Origin of the sequence: Methanohalophilus halophilus, from assembly GCF_001889405.1 — an archaeon.
GTDB lineage: Archaea > Halobacteriota > Methanosarcinia > Methanosarcinales > Methanosarcinaceae > Methanohalophilus > Methanohalophilus halophilus.
The window spans coordinates 378,669-404,136 of sequence record NZ_CP017921.1 but is presented as its reverse complement, the minus strand read 5'-3'; the positions used below and the strand labels follow the sequence as shown (position 1 = coordinate 404,136).

General features: G+C 44.4%; 25 protein-coding genes. 17 read left to right on the top strand and 8 right to left on the bottom strand.

Features of this window, described 5'->3' with window-relative positions:
- Positions 1-45 precede the first annotated feature (45 nt).
- The 3 genes from BHR79_RS02050 to BHR79_RS02040 form a co-directional block, all read right to left on the bottom strand.
- Positions 46-387 (bottom strand): DUF356 domain-containing protein, encoded by a 342-nt coding sequence (locus BHR79_RS02050; RefSeq protein WP_013036774.1) that lies wholly within the window; start codon positions 385-387, stop codon positions 46-48.
- A gap of 84 nt (positions 388-471) precedes the next feature.
- Positions 472-1,287 carry a pyrroline-5-carboxylate reductase gene (gene proC, locus BHR79_RS02045; protein ID WP_072562257.1) on the bottom strand — a complete coding sequence of 272 codons (816 nt, stop codon included), beginning with the start codon at positions 1,285-1,287 and terminating at the stop codon, positions 472-474.
- A gap of 9 nt (positions 1,288-1,296) precedes the next feature.
- Entirely contained in the window at positions 1,297-1,779 is a 483-nt protein-coding gene (locus BHR79_RS02040; RefSeq protein WP_072358836.1) for a multiprotein bridging factor aMBF1, read from the bottom strand.
- Positions 1,780-1,864: 85 nt separating this feature from the next.
- On the opposite strand from BHR79_RS02040, the gene BHR79_RS02035 reads away from it, so the two are divergent.
- The gene (locus BHR79_RS02035) at positions 1,865-3,154 is read left to right on the top strand and encodes a proteasome-activating nucleotidase (RefSeq protein ID WP_072560728.1); all 1,290 of its coding nucleotides are present in this window, start codon (positions 1,865-1,867) and stop codon (positions 3,152-3,154) included.
- An 8-nt stretch (positions 3,155-3,162) separates the two neighbouring features.
- Complete coding sequence (locus BHR79_RS02030) at positions 3,163-3,756, top strand: endonuclease dU (RefSeq protein WP_072560726.1); 594 nt, start codon at positions 3,163-3,165, stop codon at positions 3,754-3,756.
- A 4-nt stretch (positions 3,757-3,760) separates the two neighbouring features.
- On the opposite strand, the gene glmM is transcribed toward BHR79_RS02030, so the two are convergent.
- Positions 3,761-5,107, bottom strand: a complete 1,347-nt coding sequence (gene glmM, locus BHR79_RS02025; RefSeq protein WP_072560724.1) for a phosphoglucosamine mutase — start codon at positions 5,105-5,107, stop codon at positions 3,761-3,763.
- 114 nt (positions 5,108-5,221) lie between these two features.
- Between glmM and BHR79_RS02020 the strand changes: the two genes are divergently transcribed.
- On the top strand, positions 5,222-5,509 hold the full coding sequence (locus BHR79_RS02020) for a signal recognition particle protein Srp19 (RefSeq protein ID WP_072562256.1): 288 nt from the start codon (positions 5,222-5,224) through the stop codon (positions 5,507-5,509).
- A 32-nt stretch (positions 5,510-5,541) separates the two neighbouring features.
- Here the strand turns inward: BHR79_RS02020 and BHR79_RS02015 are convergent, their stop codons facing one another.
- Positions 5,542-5,715, bottom strand: a complete 174-nt coding sequence (locus BHR79_RS02015; protein WP_072560722.1) for a preprotein translocase subunit Sec61beta — start codon at positions 5,713-5,715, stop codon at positions 5,542-5,544.
- A gap of 69 nt (positions 5,716-5,784) precedes the next feature.
- Positions 5,785-6,804, bottom strand: a complete 1,020-nt coding sequence (locus tag BHR79_RS02010) for an S-methyl-5-thioribose-1-phosphate isomerase (RefSeq protein WP_072560720.1) — start codon at positions 6,802-6,804, stop codon at positions 5,785-5,787.
- An 84-nt stretch (positions 6,805-6,888) separates the two neighbouring features.
- Here BHR79_RS02010 and BHR79_RS02005 point away from each other — a divergent pair, with 84 nt between their 5' ends.
- The 9 genes from BHR79_RS02005 (at position 6,889) to BHR79_RS01965 (ending at position 15,360) form a co-directional block, all read left to right on the top strand.
- Entirely contained in the window at positions 6,889-8,712 is a 1,824-nt protein-coding gene (locus BHR79_RS02005) for an HD domain-containing protein (RefSeq protein ID WP_072560718.1), read from the top strand.
- A 9-nt stretch (positions 8,713-8,721) separates the two neighbouring features.
- A complete protein-coding gene (locus tag BHR79_RS02000; protein WP_072560716.1) occupies positions 8,722-9,474 on the top strand; it encodes a tRNA (adenine-N1)-methyltransferase in 753 nt (250 codons plus the stop codon).
- A 126-nt stretch (positions 9,475-9,600) separates the two neighbouring features.
- Positions 9,601-11,079 carry an aminotransferase class I/II-fold pyridoxal phosphate-dependent enzyme gene (locus tag BHR79_RS01995; RefSeq protein ID WP_072560714.1) on the top strand — a complete coding sequence of 493 codons (1,479 nt, stop codon included), beginning with the start codon at positions 9,601-9,603 and terminating at the stop codon, positions 11,077-11,079.
- Positions 11,076-12,074, top strand: coding sequence for a cobalamin biosynthesis protein (locus BHR79_RS01990; RefSeq protein WP_072560712.1), 999 nt, complete (start codon positions 11,076-11,078; stop codon positions 12,072-12,074). Before BHR79_RS01995 ends, BHR79_RS01990 begins: the two co-directional genes overlap by 4 nt.
- Before the next feature lie 18 nt (positions 12,075-12,092).
- Positions 12,093-12,677, top strand: a complete 585-nt coding sequence (gene cobZ / locus BHR79_RS01985) for an alpha-ribazole phosphatase CobZ (RefSeq protein ID WP_072560710.1) — start codon at positions 12,093-12,095, stop codon at positions 12,675-12,677.
- Positions 12,674-13,501, top strand: a complete 828-nt coding sequence (cobS, locus tag BHR79_RS01980) for an adenosylcobinamide-GDP ribazoletransferase (protein WP_072560699.1) — start codon at positions 12,674-12,676, stop codon at positions 13,499-13,501. Before cobZ ends, cobS begins: the two co-directional genes overlap by 4 nt.
- Positions 13,486-14,103, top strand: coding sequence for an NTP transferase domain-containing protein (locus BHR79_RS01975; protein WP_072560687.1), 618 nt, complete (start codon positions 13,486-13,488; stop codon positions 14,101-14,103). Before cobS ends, BHR79_RS01975 begins: the two co-directional genes overlap by 16 nt.
- 14 nt (positions 14,104-14,117) lie before the next feature.
- The gene (locus tag BHR79_RS01970) at positions 14,118-14,492 is read left to right on the top strand and encodes a hypothetical protein (RefSeq protein ID WP_072560685.1); all 375 of its coding nucleotides are present in this window, start codon (positions 14,118-14,120) and stop codon (positions 14,490-14,492) included.
- Between the two features lie 139 nt (positions 14,493-14,631).
- A complete protein-coding gene (locus tag BHR79_RS01965; RefSeq protein WP_072560684.1) occupies positions 14,632-15,360 on the top strand; it encodes an RAD55 family ATPase in 729 nt (242 codons plus the stop codon).
- 10 nt (positions 15,361-15,370) lie between these two features.
- Here the strand turns inward: BHR79_RS01965 and radB are convergent, their stop codons facing one another.
- Positions 15,371-16,048: a DNA repair and recombination protein RadB gene (gene radB / locus BHR79_RS01960; protein WP_072560683.1), complete on the bottom strand. Its 678-nt coding sequence runs from the start codon at positions 16,046-16,048 to the stop codon at positions 15,371-15,373.
- 331 nt (positions 16,049-16,379) lie between these two features.
- On the opposite strand from radB, the gene BHR79_RS01955 reads away from it, so the two are divergent.
- The 5 genes from BHR79_RS01955 to BHR79_RS01935 all read left to right on the top strand — a co-directional run bounded on the left by BHR79_RS01955 (position 16,380) and on the right by BHR79_RS01935 (position 24,752).
- Entirely contained in the window at positions 16,380-16,634 is a 255-nt protein-coding gene (locus BHR79_RS01955) for a glutaredoxin family protein (protein WP_072560682.1), read from the top strand.
- 166 nt (positions 16,635-16,800) lie between these two features.
- The gene (gene nrdD, locus BHR79_RS01950) at positions 16,801-19,029 is read left to right on the top strand and encodes an anaerobic ribonucleoside-triphosphate reductase (RefSeq protein WP_234970392.1); all 2,229 of its coding nucleotides are present in this window, start codon (positions 16,801-16,803) and stop codon (positions 19,027-19,029) included.
- Positions 19,007-19,825, top strand: coding sequence for an anaerobic ribonucleoside-triphosphate reductase activating protein (locus BHR79_RS01945; RefSeq protein WP_072560680.1), 819 nt, complete (start codon positions 19,007-19,009; stop codon positions 19,823-19,825). The genes nrdD and BHR79_RS01945 overlap by 23 nt, the downstream gene beginning before the upstream one ends.
- A 204-nt stretch (positions 19,826-20,029) precedes the next feature.
- The gene (gene thiL / locus BHR79_RS01940) at positions 20,030-21,019 is read left to right on the top strand and encodes a thiamine-phosphate kinase (RefSeq protein ID WP_072560679.1); all 990 of its coding nucleotides are present in this window, start codon (positions 20,030-20,032) and stop codon (positions 21,017-21,019) included.
- A gap of 19 nt (positions 21,020-21,038) precedes the next feature.
- Positions 21,039-24,752, top strand: coding sequence for an S-layer protein domain-containing protein (locus tag BHR79_RS01935; RefSeq protein WP_072560678.1), 3,714 nt, complete (start codon positions 21,039-21,041; stop codon positions 24,750-24,752).
- Between the two features lie 44 nt (positions 24,753-24,796).
- Here the strand turns inward: BHR79_RS01935 and BHR79_RS01930 are convergent, their stop codons facing one another.
- The gene (locus tag BHR79_RS01930) at positions 24,797-25,324 is read right to left on the bottom strand and encodes a helix-turn-helix domain-containing protein (RefSeq protein ID WP_072358882.1); all 528 of its coding nucleotides are present in this window, start codon (positions 25,322-25,324) and stop codon (positions 24,797-24,799) included.
- Positions 25,325-25,468: the final 144 nt, after the last annotated feature.

The following is a 25,468-nucleotide window of genomic DNA, read 5'->3' as shown; positions in this document are numbered from 1 at the left end:
TTAATTTTCGCAGGAAAACTTATTTTTTAATGTTTTTTAAAAGCATTAATTGTTTATTTCGAATTCAGGATAGATTTCAGAATTATCCATTAATTCTTCGTAAGCATCGTGCCTGGGGCTTATTATTACAATATGGGCTGGTGGATGTATTTTCCTCAGTTTGTTTATCGCAGAGCCGGCATTATTTTCCAGGCCCACAAGTGCTGCAAACTTACAATTTGAACGCAAGGGTACTCCCACGACCTTTACAAGAAGAGTGTCTGCATAGTTTGGTTCGATACGTTTTGGACAGGAGCTGAACTTCATGCTCCCGTATTGCTGCAAATCGTGCAGCGCAATCCTGACTTTGTTTTTGTCTTCTCCCCTGATTACCGCAAAGGATTTCATACAAACCCCCCGTTGAAGGCTTTGTAATTAATTAAATCATAAAACTATATCAATTTTTGTATCGTTTCAGGAAAGGTAGGGGAATTATTTCCCCATTTCACGGGAGCGTTTTGCAGAAGCCATCACTGCATCTGTGAAAGCTGCCCTTATTCCGTTTTTCTCAAGTGCATGAACGCCGTGTATGGTTGTCCCTGCAGGAGAGGTCACCATGTCCTTTAGTTCTGCTGGATGTTTTTTTGTTTCAAGGACCATCTTTGCTGCGCCTAGTACTGTCTGGGCTGCCAGTTTTTGTGCACTTTCCCTGTCAAGTCCCTCAAGCACACCACCGTCCGCCATAGCCTCGATTACGGGGAAAATATATGCGGGCCCGCTTCCGGAAACACCTGTAACTGCATCCATTAGATGTTCGGGCACAAGGGCGGCAGAACCCATGCTTGAAAAGATTTCCATTGCAACTTCCGCATCTTCTGCGGATGCATTCTTCCCCGCACTGACTGCAGAGGCCGCTTCACCTACGGTTGCGGCAATGTTTGGCATCACACGAATTACTCTTGTATCTTCATGCAACTCCTCTTCAATAGTGGCTGCAGGAACTCCTGCTGCAATTGAAATTATGAGTTTGTTTTCGTTGATATGGTCTGCAAAACCTCTCAGTACATTGCGCAGTATCTGGGGCTTGACCGCAAGGATGATGAGGTCTGAATTATCCACTGTATCAAAGTTATTTGTTGATACGTTTATTCCAAGTTCATCTTTAAGCGCCTGCAGTGCAGGTTCATAAACATCGCTGGCATAGATATTTGCAGGTTTTGCTTTTCCTGCACGTATTATGCCTCTTAGCAGGCTTTGCCCCATCTTGCCAGTCCCTATTATGCCGACTTTCTTGTTTTCGAGGTGCATCATATCACTTCATTTTTTCTTGATGGTTACTATATCCCCAAGAGTAGTACCCCGGTTCAGGGTATTTGTATCCCAGTCGTCTTCTCCCACTTTCTCGGTGAGTTCGATATCAAGGGCATGTTCAAGCTTTGTACGTACCGAATCCTCGGGTACGATGTCTCCCTTCTCAATCTTTTTTATAAGGGATGCTTTTTCCTTTATCTTGGAAGCAAGTTCTTCCTGGGTAAGACCCTTTGCTTCCCTTGCTTCTCTTATGGTTTGTTCGTATTCGTCTATGAGTTCTTCTGTAGGAGCAGTTACCGGGTTCTTTTTGGGCTTTGAACTCTTTTTAATCCCCTGCCGCACAGGGGCGTTCTTTCTGGATACCGGTTTCCGGGTGCTTACTGATGTTCCGTATTGTGAACATCGGTTGCAGGCGTTGAGTTCGCTTCCCTCGACATTTATCTTAAAAGGCTCCCCTTTTATCTCTGCACCACATATTTCACACTGCATAAAAAATCATCTCTTACATGGAAGCTGCCATGCATCTTTTCGAAAGTGCTATATACCTATGGACTTAAATATTATTCGGAGCTATATGAACGAAACTAGTGATGATACGATAAATCAGGGGAATTACGGATTTAAAAATATGTCCGATGTTGAATATGATTATATGGGTTCTGAAGGAGACGAAGACTTTTCAAAGTACCTTCTGGACAGAATGAAACAACTCGAATCCCGCAACAGTAAACTTAAAGAGCAGTGCGACCAGATCGAATCTGAAAAAAAGTATGTCGAATCCCAGAAAGTGAAGTATGAACGAGAAGTTCGCAAGCTTCGCTCTGAGATTAATAAACTGAAGACTGTTCCTTTGATCGTGGCAAATATCATTGATGTCATTGATTCCAATAAAGTATTGATACGCAGTAGTTCGGGACCCCAGTTTATGGTAGGGGTTTCCCAGTACATAGATGAGTCCAGATTGGTTGCCGGTGTCAGGGTTGCCCTGAACCAGCAGACCCTTTCCATAGTGGATGTTCTTCCCTCGACAGAAGAACCGGAAGTTTCGGCAATGGAAGTCCTGGAATCCCAGGATATGAGCTATGAAGATATCGGTGGATTGGATCATCAGATCCAGGATATTATTGAATGTGTCGAACTACCGCTCATTAAACCCGAGTCTTTTGAACGGGTGGGTGTGGAACCACCTAAAGGTGTGCTTCTGCACGGCCCGCCTGGCACCGGTAAAACAATGATGGCAAAAGCGGTAGCCCATCGTACTGACGCAACTTTTATCCGTGTTGTGGGTTCGGAACTTGTACAAAAGTACATTGGTGAAGGTTCCCGGCTGGTCAGGGAAGTTTTCGATATGGCAAGAAAGAAAGCTCCCAGCATTATTTTCATAGATGAGCTCGATGCCATTGCAGCAACCAGGCTGAGTGACACCAACGGTGCTGACAGGGAAGTGCAGCGCACTCTCATGCAACTTCTTGCGGAGATGGATGGATTTGAGAACCGGGGTGATATTCGTATAATTGCAGCCACCAACAGGGTGGACATCCTGGATCCTGCCATAATCCGTCCGGGTCGCTTTGATAGGATGGTGGAGGTTCCGATGCCGGATAAAGAAGCACGTAGTTTGATCCTCAGGATTCATTCCAGAGGGCTTTCCCTTGCCCGGGATGTTGACTTTGACAAACTTGCCACCCTTACAGAAAATACAAGTGGTGCGGACCTGCATGCACTGACTACCGAGGCCGGTATGTTTGCTGTACGCAATGATCGTGACAGTGTTACAATGGCTGACTTTATGGATGCCATCGATAAGGTCCTAAAGCCCCGGCAACCTCAAGTTAATGAGCATCCGGGCGCAATGTTTGCTTAAAAGGGGGTATACCCTTTTCTCTTTTTCATATAAAACCGGAAATAAGGATCCTGGGTATTGATGATTCGGCGCTGGTAAGTGAACGTATACTTGTGGTAGGGACTTTTTTCAGAGGGGGAATGTGGCTTGACGGAGTGTTATCCACCTACATTACCAGGGATGGTATGGATGCTACCGATTCATTAATAAGGATGATATCAGCCAGCAAACACAGGAATCAGGCTCGTGTGATAATGCTGGATGGAGTCACATACGGTGGGTTCAATCCGATTGACATCGTGCGCTTAAATGAATCTACAGGGATGGGTGTGATTGTGCTGATGCGCTCGATGCCCGATTTTGAGAATATAAAAAATGCTCTATATCATCTGGAATACCCGGATGAAAGGTTTGAGATAATAAAAAAAGCAGGCAGAATATCCAGGGTGGTAACTTCTCATTCCCATACACCGGTTTACATCCAGTGTGCAGGCATCGATGAAATGTCCGCCACCAGGATAGTCCAGTTAAGTGCCACCCATAGCAATATCCCTGAACCTTTGAGGGTTGCACATCTCATTGCCACCGGTATTATTTGCGGGGAATCCTGCGGTAAACCCTGATGGTTTAATCCTGGATTGAAGCCAGTACTATTTTTTCTCCTCTTTCCAGCAGTTCTTTTGCCTTTTGATCCGTTTTAGCTTCGGCAAATACCCTTACAATTGGTTCGGTGCCGGAAGGGCGTATCAGTAACCACCCGTCTTCATACCATATCTTGAAACCATCAGTGGCATCAATCTCAATTCCCTCTCCCTGTACACGGCTGGCTACGTTTTCAAGTGTCTTATCCAGATCACCACATTTCAACTTTGTTTTGGCGTTGTGGTATTCTGGAACATTTGCAGCCATCTGTGAAGGTTTCACGCCAGCTGCCATTATGTCAAGTAATTTGGCACAGGCCATTGCGCCATCCCTGCAATACTGGTGTTCGGGGAAAATAAGGCCTCCATTACCTTCTCCTCCAAAAACAGCGTCTATTTCCATCATCCTGCGTGCTACATTAATGGATCCTACAGCTGTCCAGTGAAGTTTTACACCTGCTTTTTCTGCAATGTCCAGCATGCGTCGGGATGAACTTACCGGTGTCACTATTGGGCCTTTTTTACAGGCTAGCACATATTTTGCCATCATGGAAAGCAGTATTTCTTCATCAATGAATGTACCATTTTCATCAAAGAAGACTGCCCTGTCTGCATCACCGTCCTGGGCAACTCCCAGGTCAGCATCGTAGTTTTTGACAATATCCCTGAGTTCTCCCAGTACATCGGGTGTTGGCTCGGGATTTCTCCAGGGGAAAGTACCATCCGGCTGGGCGTTGATCGTGATGACCTCACATCCCAGTTTACGCAATAATAGGGGTAGTGTGAGAGAACCTGCACCACATCCTGTATCTATGGCCACCCGGAATTGTTTTGCGCTGATTTCTGTGGAATTGACCGATGAAATTATTCCGTTGATGTAGTAATCATTGGCATTATAATCCCTGTTCAGTTCACCTGTCAGGTTCCAGTTAGCAGTGTGGAATTCGCCGGTATTGTAGATATTTTCGACCTTTTTCTCTCCTTCTCTGGAAAACTCGGTACCATCTGCGTCTATAAGTTTTATGCCGTTGTATTCCCGGGGGTTGTGGGACGCAGTAATAACAATCCCTGCATCTGCATGGTCGCGCACATAATACTGGACAGAGGGGGTTGGGCAGGTTCCAATGTCGATAACTTTTATGCCTGCTGAAAGTAAACCGGACATTGCAGCTGCTTTTAGCATCTCTCCTGAGATGCGTGTATCCCTTCCGATTGCTACGGTCTTACCTTCTCCCAGATAGGTCCCCAGACTCCTGGCAAGGTCTATTGCAAATTTAGGTGTAATGAATTCGTTAGCTATACCACGTACTCCGTTGGTTCCGAACAGGCCCATTTGTAAACTCTCCTACTTGCTATACTAGATGCCACTTTACTATTTTAGGTTTATCTGGAGGTTGTTTATCACCAAGAATTATATTTAATGAATTCCAATCTATGGACCATGCTAATGAAAGATGAAGGCAGGCTTGTAATCTGGCCGGCTTCCATAGATCGTTCCAAAAGCAGGAATGAGGGAAGAATTATATCTCGCAAAAGTTCAGTAAAGGAGCCGAACCTGGAAGAGATGGAAAAGGCAGCTGCGTCTCTGGACCTAAATCCAGAGGTTCAAAAAGACAAAGCTTATCCACGTTCCTGGTGGGAGAAAAGCGGACGCATCTTAGTGGATAAGAACGAATCCAGAACTACCACGGCAAGACAGATCTCTAAAACGATTAAAAAAGTCAGACAGGGCTGAATGCCCTTTTTTTCTTTATAATGGATATTATTTTATGGCCAGGTGCCATAACTGGCGCTTAATAGAAGAACAGCAAATCCACAAAGCAATCCAAAGACTATAACTGCTTTTGGGTCCAGGTGGATTGCCCTTTTGTCCTCTTCATAATATCTCATAAGACCAGCAGAAGACATCAATCCGTTGTTACTCTGTTTCTTTTTTCCCATATTCTTCCAGCTCTTTCCTTTTGTTTACTTGTACCCTGATTGTATTTTATACTTTAAAAGTTTGCGCCCTCAGGTTCTTACTTCATCTATCAGGAATGGTGGCCTGAAGATTCCTTTTTCTGTAATTATCGCTTCAATATATTCCATCGGTGTGCTGTCAAAAGCAGGATTGATAACCGGTACATCTTCAGGTGCTATCTGTACTCCCTGCATGTAGCGCAATTCATCAGGACTTCGCTCCTCTATCTTCACGCTGCCTTCCCAGCCCTTGAAATCAAAGGTTGAGGCAGGAGCTGCTACATAAAAGGGAATTTCATGTTCCATGGCCACTATCGCATGGCTGTAGGTTCCGATCTTGTTGAATACAGCATCTTCTGTAATGCGGTCTGCCCCGACTATCACCTTGTCCACAAGCTCGTGGCGCATTACATAACCACTCATGGAGTCCGAGATCAGTTTGACCGGGATGTTGTCCTGCATCAGCTCCCAGGTCGTAAGCCGGCCTCCCTGGTTCAAAGGCCGGGTCTCACATGCGATAACATTGATATCTTTTCCCTGTTCCACAGCGGAGCGTACCACTCCCAGGGCTGTGCCCCAGTCCACACAGGCCAGTCTGCCGGCATTGCAGTGGGTCATCACGGTGTCCCCGTCTTCCAGCAGGGCAGCACCATGTTTGCCGAGAGTTTTGTTGATCTGTACATCTTCATCGGCAATAGCCTGGGCTTCGTTGAGAGCTATGTCCCTTATACCCTCGGTGTCGTAGGCCTCTGAGACCGCTTTGATAACCCGGTGTATTCCCCATCCCAGGTTTATAGCTGTGGGTCGGGTTGCCAGGATGATCCGTGCGGCATTTTTGAGATCTTCCAGGAGGCTTTCCATATCATTTGCACTGCTGAGTTTGCTGGCAAGGGCAATACCATAGGCACCTGCTGCTGCCAATGCGGGTGCTCCCCTGACCCGTAATGATTTGATTGCTTCACACAGCTGGGCAAGATTTTCACATTCGATTTCCCTGTATTCGACAGGCAACAGGGTCTGGTCGATCATTCTCACGGTAGAATTCTCAGCATTCCATTGAATTGTTCTCATTATGTTTCACTCTGGTGATAATTAATTAGGTCTGATTGAGATATTTTACACCTTTATATATATCTTCCACCTAAATACACATCCATGGTCAGTTCAAGGGCTATTCATGATCCTGTGCATAAAACCATCCTGTTGACTCCTCTCCAAAAGGAACTGGTAGAAACTCCTCAGGTGCAGAGGTTACGTTCCATCCAGCAGCTAGGCCTTGTTGATATCGTTTATCCGGGTGCAAAGCACAGCAGGTTTGAACATAGCCTGGGTACCATGCATATGGCGTCCCTGATAGCCGATGCCCTGTCTCTGCCGCAAGAGGATAAAGTGAAAGTAGAGGTTGCAGGTCTTTTGCATGATGTAGGCCACTCTGCATATTCTCATGCCGTGGAAGATGTCCTAAAACGCAATCCTGATATCAAGCCACAATACGGTGGTATAATTAGGGAAAACCACGAAGCTTTCAGTGAATATGTCATAAGAAATTGTTTTGCAAACAACGGAAATATTGCAAGAAAAGTTGAGGATGAGCTGGGTCAGGATCCTGTTGATTTTTTCGATCAAATTGCCCTCATGGCAACAGGTAAATCCTCCTTTCTGGAGAAACCCTATCTGGGACAGTTAATATCCGGTGATATAGATGCGGATCGAATAGATTTTTTGCTTCGTGATTCCTATCACACCGGCATATCCCTGGGATTAATAGACGTGGATCAGATTATACAGAACCTGAGCATCCGTAATGGCAATATCGTACTGGGTAGAAAGGAGGGTTGCAGTTACGATGAAGATATGACATTGACGGTTGCTGAATCAATGCTCATAGCACGTGCACATCACTATAATGCTATAGTCCATCATCCTCATACCCAGTCTGCCAGGATTATGTTATTGCGAGCTCTTGAAAATGCTCTGGCTATATTCGGGGAAAAGAAGGATGCAGAATCTGTGAATAACCAGGTGGGTTTGTTTTTCACTGAATATAATGATGCGGACTTGCTCTATTTCATTAAAACATATGGCAGCAATCAGGCACAACAGCTTATCAGTTCAGTCCTGGCGGGAAATATCTGTGACCCGATTGTGCGATTTAACCAGAAAACCCTCAATCCGGCAACCCGCATGGCCCTGTCTACAATCGCCAGGCATGGTGTGGCAAAGAAGATGTTCGAGGAACAGCTTGAAAAGAGAATAGGGGATGTTTTTGTAGACTTGAGTGTTGCCAGCGGAGTGCCTCGCAGTACAAGGGTTGTTGTGAACGGTGAGGATAGTTTCTTTTATGATGAATCTGCCCTTGCAAACGGTCTGGTCAGGGCAATTTCCAGGCAACTTTCACTGGTTGTTTTTTCTCCTGTTGATGGTGTCGGATGCCCAGAATCCGCACAGCTTAAGGATGTTGTAGGCCATACTGTTGACACCCTGTCTCCTCAGTTGCTGAGATTCATACGCCAGGAAAATTACCTGCCCATAGAGGGGCTGATTTTGTTGTTCTATACCGTTAATTCCATCTTCTGGAAAGAGGAAGATGGTTTTATCTCAATTCCCCGTTTACGTAATATAACCTGGATATATCGCATGGTCCAGCGGTTCAGTGAAGATGTAAGCCTTCGTAATCTCTTTGACTATAAATTCCATCGGGACTATGGTTTTCCTTATAGCAACCGGGTTTTTGAGGACATCCAGCTGCTCGTGGCAATGGGTATAGTGGACGAAGACCTGCGTTATTATGAAAAGTATAACAGGTTCCACCAGCGCTATGAATATGTCCTGACGATGCACGGAGTTAAATACGGAAAACAACTTTCAGAAGCCTACGGCCGTGAATTCAGGGAACTTTCAAAGGTACTCCGGCAGGATAAACACTCTATTCCCCGGGATATCGTAACAATTCCTGCCCGTCGTTATCAACAGTCCTGAGGTGTATATGTGAAAGAAAATGAAACGGTGCTTTTACGCACCCGTCATAAAGACAAATTCCGGGAATACCTGACCACAGTCTCGGGTAAACAGTTCCACTGCGAATTTGGTATTGTTGAAACGGCCGAGTTGCTGAGTATAAAACCCGGTGGTACCATTGTGTCCCATATGGGTCAGCAATTCTCTGTCATCAGGCCCCGGGCCCCGGATATGTTCAGGCTTGCAAAACGCACCGGGGCACCTATCATGCCCAAGGATGTGGGCCAGATTATTTCCCATGCAGGTATAAATTCTTCTGACAGGATCCTCGAAGCCGGTACAGGAAGCGGTGTGCTTGCCATTTATCTGGGTTCTGTAGCAAAGGAAGTGATCAGCTATGAGATACGTGAGGATTTTGTGAAGAACGCCCGGACCAATTTGTCCATGGCCGGCCTTTCCAATGTGGAAGTCCGCTGCGGGGATATTGTGGATGTGATGAGACAGGGCAGTGATTTTTTCGATGTTATAGTACTTGACATTAAAGATTCGGCAGAATCTGTCAAATATGCCTGTTCTAGCCTGCTTGCCGGAGGTTTCCTTGTTGTTTATTCACCTTTCATTGAACAGGCAAAAGCCGCATACCTGGAAGCCGTGGAAGCAGGATTTTACAGTGTACATACCCTTGAATGCCTGGAAAGGGAGCTATCTGTATCCGAAAGAGGCACAAGGCCCGCACCTGCAAGAGTAGGCCACACCGGTTATCTGACCTTTGCCAGAAAATGACCGAGGGTAGATTTTTATCTTTACATTTTTAGATGATGTTTTCCACAGGCAGATTACTCTGGAGCATAGGAAACTCAATTTGATTAATTTAATATAGGTTCTATTCATTAGTTCATTTCGATTAACGTGTCTGGTAATGGATTATGGAAAAAGGATGCTGAATCAATCAGGAAACCTTTAGAAGATGGGCACAAAATTGCTCTGGAAAAAGGTATTAGTGAAACAGCTATAATTGACTTTAGTTCAACATCCAATCCTCTGGGCAGTCCCTTTGATCGCCCTGATTGCAACCTCTGTCTGGAGGACATTTTTTCCCGGGTGGAATCCATGTATTCCCAATTCCCTGATAATGAATATTCAGAATTAAGGACCAGTGCTGCCAAATATTTTGGAAATAATATTTCTGGAGATAATATTGTTCCTGCTCTGGGAGTTGAAGATTTAATACGTATGGTATTTTCCTCGGTAATTGAAACAGGGGATACCGTTCTTCTGAACAGGTCTCAGAATCCGGCCAATGAAAAACATTGTATAATCAGTGGTGGGGAAGTGAACTATGTTTTTGAAGAAGATTTAAAAAATATATCTTCAGTTTTGCTTAGCAAGGCAAAAATATTCCTGCTCACCAATCCGGACAATCTTTCCGGCCAGCTTTACTCAAAAACGGATTTAATTTCCCTTATGCAACGCTGTAATGACCATTCTACTCTGCTGGTGGTCGATGAAAGTCTGTTAGACTTAACAGATGTATCTGCTACTTTGGTGGATGAAGTTCCTTCTGTTACCAATCTTTTAGTGATACGTTTCCTGAAAGACACTTTTTCACTTCCCGCAGCAGGAATTGCTTGCGGTATTACTGGTGTGGATTTTGCAACGATTCTGAACAGGGTTCGCAACTGCTGTAATATAGGGCCAATGGATGAAGCAGTCGCGATGTCCTTGTTAGATATGCCTTCTGATATTGCTAATGGTTATCTAACTGCTTCAAGGCAATTTGTCCGGGAAAATCGCCGCTACCTTATGGAACGCCTGGGCAAGGTGCGCAGGTTCAAAACGCATGAAAGTAACACATCTTTTGTCCTTGTTGATATAAGTGCTGCAAGTCTGGATTCGGTTGAATTGACTCACAGGCTCGCTGAAAAGGGTCTTCTTGTAAGGGATTGTTCCGACTTTTATTCCATGGACCGTAATTTTATCAGGGTCTCGGTGAGGCCGAAAGAGGATACTGATAGGCTTGTGGAAGCTATAGGGACAGTTGTAGTTGACAGTGCACGGGATAGTGCCATGGAGAATCTTAACCAAATACTGGATGAAGAACCTGTCAGGCCCCTTGGTGCGAACAGGGCTTGTCCCTATTATCCCTGCCATTTCAAAGGTCAGGATTGCACTTTCTGCTTCTGCCCCTTTTATCCCTGCAAGGATGAGCGCACAGGAGGCAGATGGATATGTCGCTCAAGCGGAGGCAAGGTGTGGAGTTGTGAAAAATGTGGCCTGGTTCACCGAAAACAAAATGTCCAGAATCTCCTTGATGTCCTCAAAGGTGAAGGGGAAATTGAAGGCAAACTCAAAAAGGCCTGGGATGAGGTAATGGAGCCTCTATTATGATGGATTTTATTTTTACCGGTTATATGCATATGATTTATGTGCTTTTATTCGCTGTGTTAATTGATCTTGCAGTAGGGGAGCCACCGGCTCGCCTGCACCCGGTTGTTTGGATCGGGACACTGATTGGTATTTTCAAAAGGCACATTCCTTCATCGGGAAGAAAAGCCTATGGTGTCTTCATGGCTCTTTCATGCATTTTTTTTGCATCCCTTATTGCCTATATTGTACTTTTAGTGTCGAGTCAATCCCTGGTGCCCGAACTTGTGGGTATAGTTATTGAAGCCTATTTCCTCAAAAGTACTTTTGCTATCCGCAGATTATTATTTGCCGGAGAAGAAGTTGCATCATCTCTGGAAGTGGGCGCCCTGGAAGAGGCCAGGAGACAACTTTCTATGTATGTAAGCAGGGATACCTCAAAACTTAGTGGCTCCCATGTATCTTCTGCTGCCATAGAAACCGTGTCCGAGAATTATGTAGATTCTATTCTCTCTCCCCTGCTCTATTATTCGGTAGCAGGCCCCTTCGGTCTGATAGCAGCTTATGCCTTTAAAGCTGTAAGTACCCTTGATTCCATGGTTGGCTACCGGGACGAGGCACACAGGGAAGTTGGGTTCTTCTCGGCAAAACTGGATGATGTACTTAATTGGATTCCTGCCCGGATCTCCCTGTTTTTCATCTGGATAGCTGCACTTTTCCTGAACATTCTGCCAAAAACGATGTCTTTTGATCCTTCAGGTGCATGCTCCTGCTCAACTAATGATTGCAAGTTGCCGGATTCTCCAAATTCAGGATATCCCATGGCAGCAGTGGCCGGGGCTGTAGGTGTCAAACTGGAAAAACCAGGAGTCTATGTACTGGGGCAGGGACTTGCATCCCCGGGTGCGGAATCTATTAAAAGGGCAAACCGGCTTGTAGAAGGAGCAGCTCTTATATCTATAGCGTGTTTTTCGCTTGTAATTTATGTTTTGTCAAACTTTATATGGAAATTTACATAATCTGATCAAAGTGATACTATGAAACTATCTGATGTAGAATCCAGGAATACAAAAGGAGAACAGCCCGAAGAAGCTGATACCGGTTATACTTATGATATTATGGATATCCTGAAGGAAGAGGGTATTACTGAAGAGGTACTTGTGGAGGCTTCAATGGGACTTTACACACCTCATCCGGGAATCGAGACTCGCGAAAAGGCAGAAGCCCTTTTTATAAGGGAGCTTCGTCTTGCGCTTTCCGATCCCAATCTTTGCATGCTGATCTATTCCGGTATCCTGCTTGAAAGAGAGGGTCGCAATGGGACACTGCCCAACATAAGTCGTGATTCCTATGAAAGGGACCTGACCTTCCTGATAGCCGATGAGGTACTGGGGATGAGCATTTCCAAATATATCAGTGGTGACAAGGGCATGTTTGAGTTTGTCAGGTTCGACAAACAAAAACCGGGTATACTTGCAGAACTCGGTCCTTTCATGGATGATGTCATCGGTGGACTTATCGGAGGAGTTTCTGCCAATATGTATACCAGGGGAATGGCAGAGATTGACAACTCTAAAAAAGAAGATGATGAAAAACCCGGCGGTGGTGTGATAGCCGGATGAGCGGATTTCTACTCGCAGTCAGGACGGGTTTTGGTTTCTTATCGACAATTCCCGTGGGAATTACCATGGAAGGCCTTGATGAACTGGTAAAAAGAAGTTACCTGTTTGTCTTTACGGGTATTATACTGGGTCTTTTGATTGGCATATTTACAGGAATTGTGGAATATGTGTTCCCCGCAAATATTTCCGCAGCCCTGGTTATTGTTTTTATTTACTATCTAACAGGTCTCAATCACCTGGACGGGCTTTCTGATTTTGGTGACGGTTGTACGGCTCACGGCTCTCTTGAAAAGAAGATCAAGGCCCTTAAGGATATGTCTCTGGGTATAGGAGGGGTGGCATATTGTGTCATAGGCCTGATTTTGCTCTATGCCAGTATTTCCTCTCTTCAGCAGCAGGTATACATGACCGGAACAATCTCATCGCTACCACAGTGGACAATTTTGCCCCTGTCCCTGCTTGTGGCAGAGGTCGGTGCCAAACAGGGTATGCTCACAATAGCAGCTTTTGGCAAATCGATCCATGAAGGCCTGGGTTCCATGGTGATCGACACAACGCACGGCGGTAAATATCTGGCTGGCCTGGTAATGGGTGGTATTGTATCTGTTCTTGGGTTGGGTATAATTGGCCTGATAGGTTTTGTGGCAGCCATATTGGGGGCTTTCGGAGTTCTCAATGTTTCCAACAGGCATTTTGGTGGTGTCAACGGGGATTGTATAGGTACCGCCAATGAAATTGCCAGGCTTACTTCTTTGATTGCCATTACCCTGGTGCTATTTGCCATCAATGCAGGATACGGAGGGCTTTCATGGATGCTTTTATAATGGCTGGTGGACAGGGTTTGCGCCTGGGTATGGGTGAGAAACCCTGTGTAGATCTTCTGGGTAAGCCCATGATATGTTATGTTGTGGATGCCCTGGAGGAGTCAGAGAGTATTGGTGATGTTTATGTGACAGTGTCCCCTTTTACCCCTCATACCGAAAAAGTTGTACAGAATTGTTATGGGGGCAATGTTAAAACCATTGATACTGCCGGTGATAATTATGTTGGTGACATGGTTTATGCTGTGGAGCAGGCTAAAGTTGCAGAGCCCCTGATGGTAATTATGTCCGATCTCCCCCTGATAACAGCCGGTCTTCTCGATTCCATTGTGGAGGAATACTACAGGTGTGGAAAACCTTCAATGTCGGTATTTATACCCCTTTCCCTGTGTAAAAAAGTGGGTTTGCGTCCGGATACCGTTTTCAACTGGAGTGGAAACCTCATAGTCCCCACTGGAATAAATATCCTTGACGGAAGCAAAATCCGGGAGGAACAGGAATATTATAATTATCTTCTGGAAGATCCGGAAGTAGCCCTGAATGTCAATACTGCAGAGGACCTGCAGCGCTGCACTGATATTCTGGAAAAAAGACAGAATAAATAATTCGGGGTTCTTCTATGACAAATTGTGTCAATATTAAGGGCAAGGATTATTCTCTGGATACATTAAGGCTTATTGTGGGTAGACAGGACCTGAAGATTACAAATTCTTTCGCTGAAGAATATCTCTTATTGTGTGAAGTTGTGGATAATCCTTTTATTCTTCCTTTTTTCCTTGAGAAATTCTATACTATGGACATAAAGGACCCTGAAAATTTCCGTTTGGCACTGTGGAGGGTACAGGTTGATTCTGACTTGCGTCTTGGGGAGGACATAAGTAAACATCAGCAACGTAGTTATGTTACGCGCACACTGGAAAAATTGCTTTTCAGTGAGGTGCTGCTTGAAGTTGTCGAAGAACCGGATACGTCTGATGAAAGCGGTTTTTGTTAACTCCCGGGAAGATACATGAATTTTTATATCAGGAATCCCTTTTTTTATACGTAAATAAATTCCATCGCTGTTTATCACAGGTGGATATTTTTGCTATTATGTTCTAATTACATTGTGAGATATTTATAAGGTGTTTCAAATGGAGGAGACGACAATTCCTGAAAGGGTTAGTACTGGTATTAAGGGACTGGATGAGATGCTCAAGGGCGGGTACTTTAAAGGTACTGCAAACGTTGTTTCCGGGAAATCAGGTACCGGTAAAACAATTTTTGGATCCCAGTTCATTTATGAAGGGGCAAAGAACGGGGAAAAGGTGATGTGTATAATCACATCGGAAGAATCCAAATCCATTGTTCGGGAAATGAAAGCATCCTTTGACTGGGATTTCAAGAAACTTGAGGATGATGGTTTACTTTCTTTTGTCGATATAACCGATCCGGGGCTTCGTCTCCAGAAAAGTGTGGAGATCGCACCCTCAGAGCTTATCAAGAGTTTCAAAAAGCTAATTGAAAGCAAAATAGATGATGTGCAGCCTCAGAGGGTATTCATTGATTCAATTGAAGCCCTTTTCCTTGCTATAGATTCAAATTACAAACTGAGAACCCTGATAGATGATGTGTTTGGTGTCCTGCGCAGCCGCGATGTAACTTCTGTGATTTCAGTTGGCAAGATGTTTGGTCTTGATGAGATGGTGGAATATGGTGCGGATTCAGTTATCAAACTGGAACGTGTCAGGGTAGGTAATAATCTCCAGCGTACCATCTTTGTTATGAAACTGAGGGGCTCGAGCACAATCAATGAGGTGCGTGTGCTCAATATTTCGGATAATGGGATGTCGGTGCTTGCCCAGTCTCCGTATCTGGAGTGAATGTTCTTATTTACTTCAGCCCTTCTTCGGTAATTATGAATTCCCTGCTCAATCCTTCCGGACGGGAGCGATGTTTGAGCAGGTTGGCTTTTCTTTTATTTTCACCTGTACGCTCAAGCTGAATTATGGTTTTTGACATGTGCTCGACCGTACTGCCACCCACAGGTTTCAGTTTGCCCGTTCCTATGTCTGAATAGACCTGGTTTGTGATAACAACTACAATTCCTCTCTTGCGGGCCAGGCCGTGGAGATAGCCTATCTGGTTGGCAAGTTCCCTGCGAGTGCGGATACTTTTCTCTTCGTCTTCAAGGCCAAACCGGTAATAAGCAGTTGCTGAATCCACAATTATAAGTCCGATGTTCTGGGCACTTATTTTTTCTATCTCGTGGATTGCAGAATACTGTTCCTCGAAACTGTGGGGTTCGTAGATAATTATGTTCTGGGCAATTTCCCTGGCATTTTCACCTGCTATCTGCCTGAACCTTTCCGGCGAGATTGCCTCAGTATCAACAAGAATTGCTTTTTTTTCACCCTTTACGCAATGGACTGCAAGCTGGAGGCAGAGGTTTGTCTTTCCGCTTCCTGATTCTCCATATATCTGGGTCACAACTCCCTGTTCGAACCCTCCTCCAAGAAGTTCATCTATAGGCTTGCATCCTGATGTAAGTAAGTCGGTTATAGTGTACACCTCAATTGGTTTGAGTTACTGCTATTATCAGTGTTTAGGTTATACATCTTTTGGAAACTTCCTTTTTTTTGTTTGTTACCAGGTCGGATAATAAACTAAATTCAGAATATTTAGACTATTTTATTGTATATCATATTTGTTATCAATCACATTTCAGTGTATCCAGACATAGGGTGAAAAAGCATTATAAATGAATGAATCCTATTTCGTATCTACTTACTGCGGGAAGTCAGTTGTTTAGGGGAAATCGGAACTGGATTTATGATTGTTGATTCCGTTCTATCTTCTTTGGCTCTCCTGATGGTGTTTATTGTTACAAGGATGGAGTATCATGTCTGAAATTATTATCTATACCACCGATGTCTGCCCGAAATGTGCCCGTCTGAAAGCGACGCTAAAAGAGAATAATGTACAGTTTGAAGAAGCAGATATGACATCTGCGGAAGCACTTACAGAACTGCGCATAAATGGTGTCTTTACAAGTGAAGCACCTGTATTGCAGATAGGGGATGATTTCCTCACATCTGACAATATATTCAAAGGTAGTGATGTGGATATGGATGTCCTTCAGGATTTACTAAATTAAATGGGGGCTTAATATGGATTCTATGGCAGAAGAAATTGATAAGAAAGTAAAAAATACCGATATAAGCGGTGTCCCTGAGGACACCATCCCTTCGTCCAATATTGTTGACACGACTTCCGAATCATCTCCAAGACAGCAGACTCTTGACGGGAGTTTTGTTTCAATAATGCCTAAAGTCAGGACCACTGACGGACACATGGTTGAATGGGATCGCAATATCGTTGTAAACCAGCTGCTAAAAGAAACCTCTCTCAGTGAACGTTTCCATGGTATACCGGCTATCACCCGGGATGAGGCCCTTGGTATAGCAAAGGAAACGGAAAAAAGGATTCGTAGTATGAATCTAAGGTTCCTCTCCGGCCCGCTTATCAGGGAAGTTGTTAATATGGTCCTGATTGAGCGCAATGATGTGGAATGGCGTAATATTTCCACCAGGGTAGGTACTCCTGTTTATGATGCCTGCGAGATCGATATGGGTACCGGCTTTGAAGCCAAGGAAAATGCCAATCTCCAGGAGAATGCGGAAACCTCTCACAAGAAAAAGGCCGACAAGATCTCCAAGGAACAGTATCTTTTACTTCTGCCACCCAAACTTTCCGACCTTCACCTTAATGGTGATCTGCATATCCATGACCTGGAATACATGGGAACCCGGGCTTTCTGTCAGGACTGGGATTTGAGATATTTCTTCTATTATGGACTCATGCCGGATGGTTCCGGTGCCAAGGCCAGTGTTGCAGGTCCTGCAATGAAAGCTGAAGTTGCAGTTCTTCATGCGGTAAAAGCTCTGGGTAGTGCCCAGACGAATTTTGCCGGAGGTCAGGGATTTTATAATTTCCTTACATTCCTTGCGCCCTTTTTAGAGGGTAAGTCATACAAGGAGATCGAACAGCTGATGCAGATGTTCGTTTATGAGATGACTCAGATGATGGTGGCCCGGGGAGGACAGCTTGTCTTTTCCTCCGTACAGCTTTCTCCCGGGGTTCCAAAACTCTGGAGAGATAAACCTGTAGTCTATCGCGGACATGTCTGGGATGGCTCGGATGGTAGTGACGTTAGGGTCTATGGTGAGTATGAAAGGGAGGTCCGTCTTGGCTTCCAGGCGCTTATGAATGTCATGCTTGAAGGTGACTACTGGGGTAAACCCTTTAATTTCCCCAAACCGGAGATTTCCATTGAGCCTGATTTCATGGAAGAGGACGAGATGTTCAATCGTGCTCATCCAGAACTTCCGACCTATGATGATCTTTATAACCTGACGTTCGAACTTACCGCCAAGTTTGGCACTCCTTACTTTGATAACCAGCTTCCTCCTTACAGGGGAGCAGGTGAAGGGATCTCCTGTTACCAGTGCTGTGCCTATCAGTTTTCTGCAAATGCAGAAGATGATGATGAATTTGAAGAAAAGCTCAACTTCAAGGACGGAAAACACTTTTCCATGGGTTCCTGGCAGGTTGTTTCCCTGAATTGCCCAAGGGCTGCCTACGAGGCACAGGGCGATGATGAGGAACTATTCGCAAAGCTTAAGGGTTTGATGGACAGGGCAATTGAAGTGTTCCATACCAAACTTAAATGGATGACCCCTATTATCGAATCCGGCAGGATGCCCTTTGCCACCCAGCAGCCCAAGGATCCGGTTACCGGCAAGAAAGGCGCTGTTGCTGTTGATATGGATAGTCTTGTGTTTACCATCGGTGTGGTGGGTATCAATGAGATGGTCCAGTATCATACAGGTTCCCAGATGCATGAGTCAAAAGAGGCTTTCAAGGTTGCAGTCAGGGCAATGACAGAAATGGAAATGCATGCCCGCAAGATTTCAGAGGAGCATGGGGTTGAGATAGCTCTTGCACGGACGCCCGCTGAAACCACCTGTCAGAGATTTGGTGTTTCAGACCTGCTTCATGATGAATACAGGGAAAAGGCTGCTTCGGTCCTCAAGGGAGATGTGGAATCCTCGGTTGCCAGACTCAAGGAAACACACGATTTGCCTGTCTATTACACCAACGGTACACATGCACCACCGGGCGCAGACTTGTCCCTGATGGAGCGGATCAATGTAGAGCATGTGTTCTTCCCTATTGTTGATGGAGGTAATATCATGCACATCTGGCTAGGTGAAGGTTCTCCCGATGCAAAGGGACTGAAAGACTTTACAATGCATCTTGCACGCAACACCCAGACCGGCTACTTTGCTTTTACAAAAGATATGACCGTCTGTATGAATGATTTCCATATGATGTCCGGGTTACAGGACAGTTGTGAAAATTGTAATTCCGATAATGTGGAGCACCTTTCCAGGGTTACCGGTTATATCCAGTCTGTAGGCGGATGGAATGCTGCCAAGAAACAAGAACTTGCGGATAGGATGAGATATGGCTCCCCTGACATGCGTTAAAGATTTCGAGGTAAATTTTGGGGACTATGTCCCCCTTTCTACCCTCGATTGGCCGGGCAAGGCTTCCGTAGTTTTCTTTTTAAGGGACTGTCCTTTCAGGTGTCCCTACTGCCAGAACTATTCTATTTTGAATGGTTATGAGCTGGTTGAAAGTTCCCAGATAAAACAGTTAATGGAAACTTCCCGTCCTTTTGTGAGTTCTGTGGTAATCTCCGGTGGTGAACCCCTGCAGCAGGAGCAGGCAGTTTCCGGAATCGCTCAAATGGCCCGGGATATGGGACTTCTGGTCGGGTTACATACCAATGGTGTACACGTTGATGTTCTGGAAGATCTTATTGAAAATGAATTGGTTGATGGTGTTTTCATCGATGTTAAAGCCTCTCTTGAAAATGCCGGGGATTATGGCAGGATGATTGGTTATGGTTCCTATCCTTCTGTGACAATTTCACCGGCAGATGCTGTGAATAATGTACAACGTTCCATAAAACTGGCTGCAGAGAACAAACTCCTGCAGGAATTAAGGACAACCGTGCTGCCGGGTTTTATGGATAAACCTGAAGATATTGAATCGATTGCTTCTTCTATTGTAAAATGTGCTGGCAGCGATGTCCCTTATTTTATCCAGCAGGGTGAAACGGAACATTCAATGGACGGGAAGCTGAGGGATCTGTCACCCTTGAATCGGGATGAACTTTTATCCCTGGGTCATGCTGCAACTCCTTTCCTGAATAATGTCTTTATACGTACAGGCAAAAACGGCTGTGAAAAAATAACTTCAAACCAGTCTGTAGTTTAAGTAAGTTCTTTATATGTGCCGGCAGTACCTTTTATAAGGTATGTTTCTGAGAAGCGTACCTGCTGAATCATTGCCTGTCCTGCAGGTACTTGATTTGCAGGCGTGTTTCTGGCTTTTTCCGATGCCTTCTGATTTGATAAACCAGAACATTCGTATTGCTGATATTCATACGAGGACGGGCATTGGATATCTCCGGAGGTTTCGATGGTATCAACGATAAAGGATATTGATGAACGTGCGTTTATTGCACAGCTGTCTTCGATCTTTGGCAGGGGTAACAGGGAATTGAGTGTGCCTGCCGGAGATGATGATTGTGCGGTCCTTGAATTTGGCGGGGAGTACCTTGTAGTTACTACGGACATGTTGCACCAAAAAACCGATTTTCCCGATACGATGACTCCCTGGCAGATCGGCTGGATGGCTGCTGCGGTGAATTTCAGTGATATTGCTGCAATGGGTGGCCAGCCTCTGGGTTTGCTTGCTGCGGTGGGCTACCCCCAAAACATGTCTCTGGAAGACGCCGGGGAAATCGCCCGGGGAATGCGGGATTGTGCAGAATTCTGCGAAACTTCTGTAATCGGAGGGGATGTGGATTCCCATGAGGAACTTACCATCACGGGAACTGCTCTGGGCAGGGTTTCCAAAGAAGAACTTCTCACCCGCAAAGGGGCAAAACCGGGAGATCTGGTTTGTGTTACCGGCACCCTTGGAGGAGCAGGGGCAGCCCTGGAGGCGTACCTGAAAAATATGGATGTTGATTATGATTTCATGAAACCCCTTCTGGAACCCGTGCCCCGGATTGCCGAGGGCAGGATGCTTGCAAAAAGCGGTGCTGTGACCTCTGCCATGGATACCAGTGACGGGCTGGCACTGTCGCTGTATGATCTTGCCTCGGTCAATGAAGTGGGATTTGTCCTGAGGGAAGAGTTGCTGCCAGTAGACAGGCGTGTTTCTGAGATTGCTTCAAGTGAGAAAGAGGCCCTGGAAATGGCTCTGTATTCAGGAGGAGATTTCGAGTTATTGGTAACGGTTTCCAAAGATATGTTCGAGGCGTTACAGGCCGAATCTTATTTAACTGTTGTAGGAGAAATTGTTGACATTGACGCGGGTATTAGCTTGGTTGGCAAAGATGGGGCAAACTTTGCTATTAATCGAAAAGGTTATTTACATATAGGAACATCTGATCAGATATGATTACAAAGGAGATTATGGTATGAAAACCGGATTTAAATTAATTATAGCTAGTTTACTGATATTTGGAGTTGTTTGTGGGAGTGCATCCGCAATTTCAAGTGTTAGTAATCTTAATGAATCTGATACAGGAACTACTTGGATAAACTGGACATGGGATAATCCTGCTGAAACTAATTTCAGTAATGTTTCTGTGTATATTGATGGTACTTTTGAAGATAGTGTGACAGATCAATTTTATAATGCTACTGGTTTAGACTCAGACAAGGAATATGAGATTTCAACACGTGCTGTTGATAATGGAGGAAATCTGTCTGAATGGAATAATGATACTGCAACTACTGATGATATAATTCCACCAGCTAGCATTAATAATTTGAATGAAAGCAACGTTGGTTTGGAGGAAATTACATGGTCTTGGGATAATCCTCTAGATTCTGATTTTGATTATGTCATGATTTATCTTAATGATACTTGGCAAACAAATACTTCCTCAGAGTCCTATACAAATAGTTCTCTGGATCCTGGAAGTGATTATGAAATAAGTACACATACTGTTGATACAAGTGGAAATATAAATTCTACATGGGTTAATGATACAGCTACTACACTATCGCCGGATTCCACCCCTCCGGCTAGTATTAAGGATTTAGACAATACAACTTCTGAACACTGGATAAGATGGTCCTGGACTAATCCATCTGATTCTGATTTCAATCACACAGAAATATATTTTGATGGTGTTTTTGAGATAAATAGTTCCAATCCTGAATACAATGCAACAGGATTGGATTCAGATACTTCTTACGACATAAGCATACGTACTGTTGATACAAGTGGCAACGTAAATTCCACTTGGGTAAATCAAACATCTACAACAAATTCTGACACAACCCCTCCTTCTCCTGTATCTTCTCTATCAGCTGCTGAAGTAGGAACTACTTGGATAAAATGGACCTGGGATAACCCCTCAGATGGCGATTTCAATCACACAGAAATATATTTTGATGGTGTTTTTGAGATAAATAGTTCCAATTCCGAATACAATGCAACGGATTTAGACTTTGATACAGAATATACTATTGAAGTAAAGACCGTTGACACAAGTGGTAACGTTAACGAAAATGAGGTATCAAATACTACCACGACTCATTCTGCCACTTACGAATGGGGTAACCGCATATGGGAAGAAGGAAATCAGTCAACTACTTACACATGGGATGGTCGCAGTTTCTCCGGTTTCTACTATGATCTTGACACAGGTGACACTTCAGAGACCATGGAAATAACTATTGATGCTTCTAATCGTGAAATAAAGGAAGGTAAGCTTAATTATATCACAAAACCTATCCCCAAAGATTTTGAACAAGATGCTTGGGGAGGTTATCAGATAATAGGCTTCATGGCAGAGCGTTATTTCGCCGGTTATGATTCCAGTAATTTCGGCGATGGTGCCTATACTCTCAGCCTGATGTCAGATGGCATCCTCTCGAAGGTTCTTTTGGATACGGACGATGACGAATCCATCTACTCCGGATCATCTCTCACTCTTGAAGAGGGCTATTCTCTCAACATCAAACAGGTGGATGTTAATGGAGACAGTGTATGGATAAGCCTTACTCAGGATGGGGACGAAGTGGATGATGCAATCCTTTCCTCCGATGAAACCTATGTTTATGAAAAGGACCTTGGAGGCGTGGATGATGTGCCCATAATTGTAGTACACATTGATGATGTATTCAGTGGTACCGAGACAAACGCTGTTTTCATAGACGGTATTTTCCAGATTTCCGATGACTATGTGGAAATCGATGAAGGAGATGAATTCGGTGAAATGGAAATTGACAACGTTGGTGCTAATGAAATCAAGATGTTAAATGAAGACGATATCAATCTTGACGAAGGTGACATAATTGACATCATGGGCAAACTCAAATTCATAGTAGCAGACGATGATGTATTGAGATTTGCACCCTTTGTTGACATGTCCGAACCCGGTACCTATGAACTCAGGGGTACCATTGCTGAAGATGAAGGATTCATCTGGACTCCATTGAACTTTGAGGGTTTCTATTATGACATAGATGAGGGGCTGAGCAGTGAATCCCTTACTGTGAAATACGATGGACGTTCAATTGATGAAGGTAATCTTACCTATGAAGCCACTCCTGTATCTGTAGATTTCGAATACAATAACTGGGGTAAATATAATGTGATAGGTTTCATGGCCGAGAAATATTTCGCTGGATATGATGACAGTGATTTCGGAGATGAAACCTATGATTCCGATCTCATGTCAAACGGCCAGCTATCGAAAGTTCTTATAGACGATGACGATGAAAAATCGGTCTATACAGGCTCTTCCCTGATTCTGGAAGAAGGTTATGCCCTCAGCATCCGGGAAATTGATGTCAACGGTGACAGGGTAATGATTCAGCTGACCCAGGATGGCGATAATATTGAGTCAGCTATAGTATCTTCCGATGATGAATATGTCTATGAAAAGGATCTTGGTAGTGAAGATGATGTACCAATAATCGTCGTTCATTTTGATGAAATATTCAGTGGTACCGAAACCAGTGCTGTATTTGTCGAAGGTATCTTCCAGATATCCGAGGATTACCTGGAAGTTGAAGATGGAGACGACTTTGGTGTAATGACAGTTGAAAGTACAAGTGACAGCATTGTCCTTGAAAATGAAGATGACATCGATCTTGATGAAGGAGACACCATCGACATCATGGGTGAGATCAAGTTCAAGGTTGCTGACAGTAATGAAGTCCGTTACTACCCATTCGTTGAAGTGGAAACAGAACCCGCTGAATCTCTGGACATTGACATCGAACCAACCACGGTTGTTGAAGGTGAGGAAATCACTTTCACAGTAACATCCCGTGGGGCTTCTATCAGGGATGCATCAATACTTATTGATGGTGACAGGGTAGGAACCACTTCAAATGAAGGTGTGTTCGAGTATGATGCTGATGACGCCGGTAAGTTTACTGCAACTGCGCAAAAGGAAGGTTATGTTTCATCAAAAGGCAACTTTGAAGTAATATCTCCTGATGATGAAAGCAAAAAGATCAGTATCGAAGTTTCCCCTGAGGAAGTTTTTGAGGGTACGCCGATAACCATCTCTGTGGTCAAGGCGATCGGTTCTGAACCACTGGAGGATGCCGAGGTATTCTTTGACGGCCAATCCCTGGGTGAAACCGACGAGGACGGCACGATAACCTACAATCCAAAAGAGCCCGGTACCCACAAGCTGGAAGCCAAGGCGGATGGCTACCTTGATGCAGAATTGAACATCAAGGTCAATGAACTGGCAGCAAATTTCGAATTCAGTAATCTGAGGATTGATCCGCTTCCTGCCACTGCCGGTGAGGAATTCACTGTAATGCTTGATTCCATCAATACAGGTAATGCAGAAGGCAGTTACACTGTCGAGTTATCGATCAACGACAATGTGACAGACAGTCAGGAAATCACCCTTGGACAGAACAATTCCACAACCATAGAATTCACCTCTACTGCAGGTGAACCGGGTACCTATCTTGTAAAGGCAGGCGGCCTGTCAACAACAATGGATGTGGAAGAGGGAACCAGTATTGTATGGTATGTGCTCGGAGGCATTCTCCTTGTAGTTGGTGGAGGTGCAGCCTACGTATTTGCCACAGGCGGAACTGCCAAATTCGCTGAGATCGCAGAATCCCTGCGTTCCATGCTGGGCAGGTAAAACCAGAATATGAGCGCTTACAAAAGCGCTCTTGTCTTCTTTTTTTATTCCATTTCCATTTTTCGTGCCACATTCTCGATTGCTTCGAGAAGACTATCCTTTGGCATAATGGTGGATACAGGTATTTTGATAATTTTTTCCACTGTAGGGCTTACAATAGGTGCGCAAACAAGAGCCCTTGCTCCTTCCCTTTCAGCCCGCACAGCTGCAATGATAGCTTCTTCCATGGACGTAGCCGCATATTCTCGTATGGTGCACAGGTTCCCGTGAATTTTCCTTTTTGTCTCTTTAATATTATCCAGTACCGGCCGGGAGGCTATAACGGCTATGAATTCTCCGCCCTCATATCCTTCAAGTTTCTTTATGGTTTTCACGATCTGGCGCATCGTACGTAAATTGGGTTCCCGGTTTCCGGACATAAGTTTGTAAAGGGTACTTGGTGGAATGGAGGAATGCTCGGAAAATTCTATAGCTGTAAGACCCAGGTCTTCCTTTATGACCTTCAATAAAGTATGCTGGAACGCTTCATCGGATTCAAATGCTGATTCGATAACTTTGTCTGCAATACTCATTTTCCTATCTCCATTTATTTATAGCATTAAAAGGGAATGATGGATGGTGTATTAATACTTTTAGGACATAATATGACGATAAAAGGCAAGTTTTAAATAATGTCTCGGTGACATTTACAAAATTGACTATATAGTAGACTATAG